The organism is Streptomyces sp. NRRL S-31 (assembly GCF_000718775.1).
GTDB lineage: Bacteria > Actinomycetota > Actinomycetes > Streptomycetales > Streptomycetaceae > Streptomyces.
In genome coordinates, this window is record NZ_JOCB01000179.1 from 1 (window position 1) to 5,178 (window position 5,178).

The 5,178-nt window shown below is 70.7% G+C and carries 4 protein-coding genes and 1 pseudogene; all 5 read right to left on the reverse strand.

Features of this window, described 5'->3' with window-relative positions; all coding sequences use genetic code 11:
• Positions 1 to 136, reverse strand: a pseudogene (locus IF37_RS43175) (ATP/GTP-binding protein); the annotation flags it as partial.
• Positions 117 to 683: a DUF742 domain-containing protein gene (locus IF37_RS0137780; protein ID WP_030754018.1), complete on the reverse strand. Its 567-nt coding sequence runs from the start codon at positions 681 to 683 to the stop codon at positions 117 to 119. The pseudogene IF37_RS43175 and the gene IF37_RS0137780, both read right to left, overlap by 20 nt.
• Positions 684 to 777: 94 nt before the next feature.
• Positions 778 to 1,191 carry a roadblock/LC7 domain-containing protein gene (locus tag IF37_RS0137785; RefSeq protein ID WP_004983065.1) on the reverse strand — a complete coding sequence of 138 codons (414 nt, stop codon included), beginning with the start codon at positions 1,189 to 1,191 and terminating at the stop codon, positions 778 to 780.
• A 10-nt stretch (positions 1,192 to 1,201) separates the two neighbouring features.
• Positions 1,202 to 4,525, reverse strand: coding sequence for a nitrate- and nitrite sensing domain-containing protein (locus tag IF37_RS0137790; RefSeq protein WP_173457118.1), 3,324 nt, complete (start codon positions 4,523 to 4,525; stop codon positions 1,202 to 1,204).
• A gap of 380 nt (positions 4,526 to 4,905) precedes the next feature.
• A partial coding sequence (locus IF37_RS0137795; protein ID WP_030754025.1) for an ATP/GTP-binding protein occupies positions 4,906 to 5,178 on the reverse strand: 273 nt, incomplete at its 5' end.

Consider the following 5,178-nt stretch of genomic DNA (forward strand, 5'->3'; position numbering starts at 1 on the left):
CCTCTGTACGCAGCGGATTGATCTCCGAGACGGCACCGACGAACGTGGTCTTGCCCACGCCGAAGCCGCCCGCCACCACGATCTTCGCGGAGGTGGTGGAGCGGGAAGGACCGCCGCTAGAGCTTGCGAAGTCCACTGAGCACCCTTTCGAGCAGTGTCACGTCTGGCTGGCCGCCGGCGTTCTCGTCGCCGCCGGGCTGATGGATGGCGACCAGGCCCGCCTCCGCCAAGTCGGCGACGAGAATCCTGGCCACGCCGAGGGGGATCGTCAGCAGGGCCGAGATCTCGGCCACCGACTTGATCTCCCGGCACAGGTTGCAGATCCGCTGATGCTCGGGCAACTGACCCTGCATCTGGTGCGGAGCGGCGGTGGTGTGCACCAGCGCCTCGATGGCGAGCTGGTAGCGAGGGCGCGTCCGGCCGCCGGTCATGGCGTACGGACGCACCAGTGGGTTGTTGGCCGCCGCGGCCGGAGCCGGCTCGGGGCGGCGCTGTGGCTGCACCGGCTGGATCCGTGGGGGCGGAGGCTGGTCGTACGGTGACGGGCCGGGGCCCTGCGGGGCGTAGGGCTGCTGGTGGCCGGGGGAGGAGGGGAAGTCGTACCCGTGCGAGCCGTCGCCCGGTCCCTGTGCGGGACCGTACGACCAGTCGCCCGAATACGAACCGCCTGGGGGTGTTGCCACTTTCTCCTCCTCCGACCGCGCCGGGCACCCATCCCTGTGGAGCCGCGTCCCGAAACCTTACGACTCCGGGGCGTGAATACGCACCGTTCGTCTGTCAGTTGAGAAGGCTTCCCTGGAGCTCCGCGCGGAGGTCCGGGGTGAGGACCGTGCCCGCGCGGTCCACCAGCAGGGCCATCTCGTACCCGATGAGGCCGATGTCCGCCTCCGGGTGGGCCAGCACCGCGAGGGACGAACCGTCGGAGATGGACATGATGAAGAGAAATCCTCGCTCCATCTCCACAACCGTCTGGTTCACGCTGCCGCCCTCGAAGATGCGCGAGGCACCGGCGGTCAGCGAGGTCAGACCGGAGGCGACGGCCGCGAGCTGGTCGGCGCGGTCGCGGGGAAAGCCTTCGGACATCGCCAGAAGGAGTCCGTCGGCGGAGACCACCACCGTGTGGGACACCCCCGGGGTGTTGTCCACGAAGTTGGTGATCAACCAGTTCAGGTTCTGTGCCGCCTGGCTCATCGGGCTCACATCAACGCTCCTGGTCGTAGGTGCTGTCAGGACCACCGTGCTGATGGGTGGTGGCCTGGCCGTTCGTTTCACTGCCTGCGCTGCGTCCGCGCTGGACGCCCCGACGCAGGTTGCTCAGCCTGCCCCGGATGTCCTCCGGAGCACGGGAGACCTGTGGGCCTCCCTGGGGGGTGGTTTCGGCGGAACCCTCGACCAGGTTGGCCTTGGGCACCCGCCGCGGCAGACCGGAGGCGGTGACCCCGCCTGCCTTGGGCTTGCGGAGCTGCGAGGCCTGCTGCCACCGCTCGTCGTTGGCCGAGCGCCAGTCGTCGCCGCCCGCACCCGGCGTGCCGCCCGGTGCCGGGGACGGAGTGTCCTGCCGTACGTGGGGCGTGCCGTTCGCGGCACCGGCGCCGTTCGGACCGGGCGCGGCGGAACCGCGGCGGGGCAGCCCGGCGTCGGTCAGCGCGTGCGCGGCGGCGGGGGCCGGGTCCGGACGGTCGAAGCCTACGTGGTCCGGCTCGCTCGCGTCAGCGGCCTGCGGGGAATCCGTTTCCGGAGCGTACTGGCCCTGGTAGCCGTTCCGGTAGCCGTCCTGCTGGGGCCAGTCGTCCTGGTAGGACGGCGCGGGCGCGGGCTCGGCGTACCCGGCCGCCTGGGGCTCGGCGTAGCCGCCCGCCGGGGCGAAGCCGTCGGGCTGCGGGACCTCACCGGTCGGCGCGTAGTAGTGCTCGTCGTACGGCTGCTCGTACGAGGTCTGCCGCTGCTCGTCGTAGACCGGTGCCTCGAACGCCTGCTGCGGCTGCCCGTCGTACGCCTGCGCGGGCTGCTGCTCCGCGTACGGCTGCTGCGGCTGCTCCGCGTACGGCTGCTGGGACTGCTCCTGGTAGGGCTGCTGCGGCTGTTCCTGGAACGGCTGTTCCTGGTACGGCTGCTGCTGTCCGGTGAACGGGTCCGGGTACCCGGCGGGCGCCTCGGCGGCCTGCTGCGGGTCCTGGTCCTGGCCGTGCGACTGCGCCTCGCGGGCGGCCCGCCGCCCCTCCCGCATCAGGGAACGGCCGACGGGGTCCAGCCCGCGCGCGTCGTCCGGGACCTCCGGGAACCGGCTGTCGTCGAAGCCCAGCTCGGCGGCGGTGCGCAGGGGCTGCGGCCGGCCGAAGTCCTCCCCCTGGAACTGCTGCTCCGGGATGATCTGCGAGACCGTGAACTCGTCGCGGTCCAGCGGACCCTCGCCGCCACCGCCGTGCGTGATCGCGTCCGGCAGCATGACCAGGGAGGTCGTGCCGGCCTGCTCGCCCGAGGGGCGCAGCTGGACCCGGATGCCGTGCCGGTCGGACAGCCGGCCGACCACGAACAGGCCCATGCGCTGGGAGATCGCCGCGTCCACGGTCGGCGGGTTGGCCAGCTTGTGGTTGATGTCCGCGAAGTCCTCGGCCGTCAGACCGATGCCCTTGTCGTGGATCTCGACCATGACGCGGCCGTCGGGGAGACGGGTCGCCGTCACCCGGACCTTGGTCTGCGGGGAGGAGAACGTGGTGGCGTTCTCCAGCAGCTCGGCCAGCAGGTGCACGAGGTCGGTGACCGCGCGGCCGTGGATCTCGGCCTCCGGCACACCGGACAGCTCGATGCGCTCGTACTGCTCCACCTCGGAGGAGGCGGCGCGCAGCACGTCGATCAGCGGCACCGGCTGGTCCCAGCGGCGGCCGGGCTCCTCGCCGGCGAGGACCAGCAGGTTCTCACCGTTGCGGCGCATACGGGTGGCCAGGTGGTCCAGCTTGAAGAGGTTCTCCAGCTGGTCCGGGTCCGCCTCGTTGTTCTCCAGGTCGGTGATCAGGGTCAGCTGGCCCTCGATCAGCGACTGGTTGCGGCGGGAGAGGTTGGTGAAGATCGCGTTGATGTTGCCCCGCAGCAGGGCCTGCTCGGAGGCGAGCCGGACCGCCTCGCGGTGGACCTGGTCGAAGGCGCGGGCGACCTCGCCGATCTCGTCCTTGGTGGTGATCGGGATCGGTGCGACCCGGGTGTCGACACGGCCGGGATCGGTGCGGGACAGCTGGTCGACCAGCATCGGCAGGCGCTGCTCGGCGATGCCGAAGGCGGCGTTGCGCAGCTGGCGCATCGAACGGCTCATCTGCCGGGCCACCAGACCGGCCAGGAGGAACGCGGCCAGCAGGGCGACGACGACCACGGCGCCGGTGGTGAAGGCGGAGGTCCTGGCGTCGTCGGCGATGCCGGACGCCTCGGTCACCGCCTTGTCGGCCAGGTCCGACTCGATCTGGCGGTACGCCTTGTACTTGAGGCTGTTGACCGCGAACCAGTTGTCGGCGGTGATGCCCCTGGCGGCCAGCTCGTCACGGGTGAGGGCACTGGTGTCCTTCATGGTGGCGAGCGCCGCGACCATGGCGTCCGGGTCGGACGGCGGGGCGACGTACTTCGGGTTCTGCGCCGCGGCCTCCTTGGCCTGCGCGGCGGCTTCCGACTCGATCTTCGCCCGGGCGTCGTCCAGCTTCTGCGCGTCGGCCTCGGTGCCACCGCCCTTGTACTCCTCGACGGCGATGCGCTCGAGGTAGGCGTAGGAGGACAGGGAGACCCGCTGGGTCGCCAGGTTCGGGGCGTCCGGACCGGGCTTGACCAGCAGGTGCGTGCCGATCGACCGCTCCAGCGACAGCGCGGCCTTGGTCAGCGAGATGGCGTAGACGGTACGGCCGTAGGAGGTGATGTTGCCGGTGCCCAGACCCAGCTCGTTGGCGAACTCCATCAGGGGGTGGGAGACCGCGACATAGCCTTCCTCGGTCTGCACCCCGGTCTTCCTGGCGGTGTAGGCCTCCCGCCGCAGCTGGGCCAGCCCGGGCTCGGCCTCCCGGAACAGCTTGAGCCGGCGGCTCAGGCCCGGCTCGTCCGGCGCGCTCTTGGCCGCCTCGGTGAAGGCGGCGGCGGCCTGGTCGGTGGCCTTGCGGGCACCGTCGACGACCCGCTTGCTCTGCGCGTCCTTCTTCTTCAGCAGCAGCGGAGCCGCGGTGACGTCCCGCTCGTTGTCCAGGGCGTCGGCGTAGGTGAGGGCGGCGCGCACCAGACGGGCGGTGTTCTCGGCGTCGCGGGCCTGCTGCCAGGTGTCGATCGAGCTCTTCACCTGGAAGCCGCCCATGACGAGGCCGACCATCACGGGTATGAGCAGGATGGCGTTCAGCCGGGTCGGCACCCGCCAGTTCCGAGGGGAGAGACGGCCGCCGCCGGGCGCGGGAGTGGCCGTCGGCTCCGGACCGGAGACAGGGGCGGGTGCAGCCGCGCGCGGCGGCGGCGTGAAGTTGCCCCGCGTCGACGGCTCGGGACCGTTCTTGCTTCGCCTCACTCGACCAACAACCTCTCGGCGGTCGGCACCTATGCCGTGCCGCAGTCTCTCAGAGCCCGGTTCGCCACAGACCACTACGGAGTACGTCTTGGACCGATGGGCAGTTCAGGCATTCCAGCACGGGGACCAGTGCACTTCCAAACAGTGGAGAGCCGGTGAGGGAGCCGTTGTAAACGCCAGATAAAACGGTCATAAAGAGCGAGCGTCGTCAAAAGGCGGAACGTTCGTGCGCGCAGCGGCACCGGATGACCGCGTCGCGTGGCGATTCCGGGCGATTCCTCTGCCGAACTGTTATGAATGCCGGAGCCGACCGTGGCAAAGGCCACAGCCGGCTCCGCTCCGCGTGCGGCAACTGCCGTACGGCTCGTCGTACTTGAGCGCTACTTCAGCCGCGCCATCAGCGCGTGTTCCACCAGGGTGATCAGGGCGCTCTTGGCGTCCGAACGGTGGCGGGCGTCGGTCGTGATGATCGGGGTGTCGGGACCGATCTGGAGTGCCTCGCGCACCTCGTCGGGGGTGTATGCCTGCTGGCCGTCGAAGCCGTTGAGGGCGACGACGAAGGGCAGGCCGCTGTTCTCGAAGTAGTCGACCGCGGGGAAGCAGTCGGCGAGCCGGCGGGTGTCGACCAGGACGATCGCGCCGATCGCGCCGCG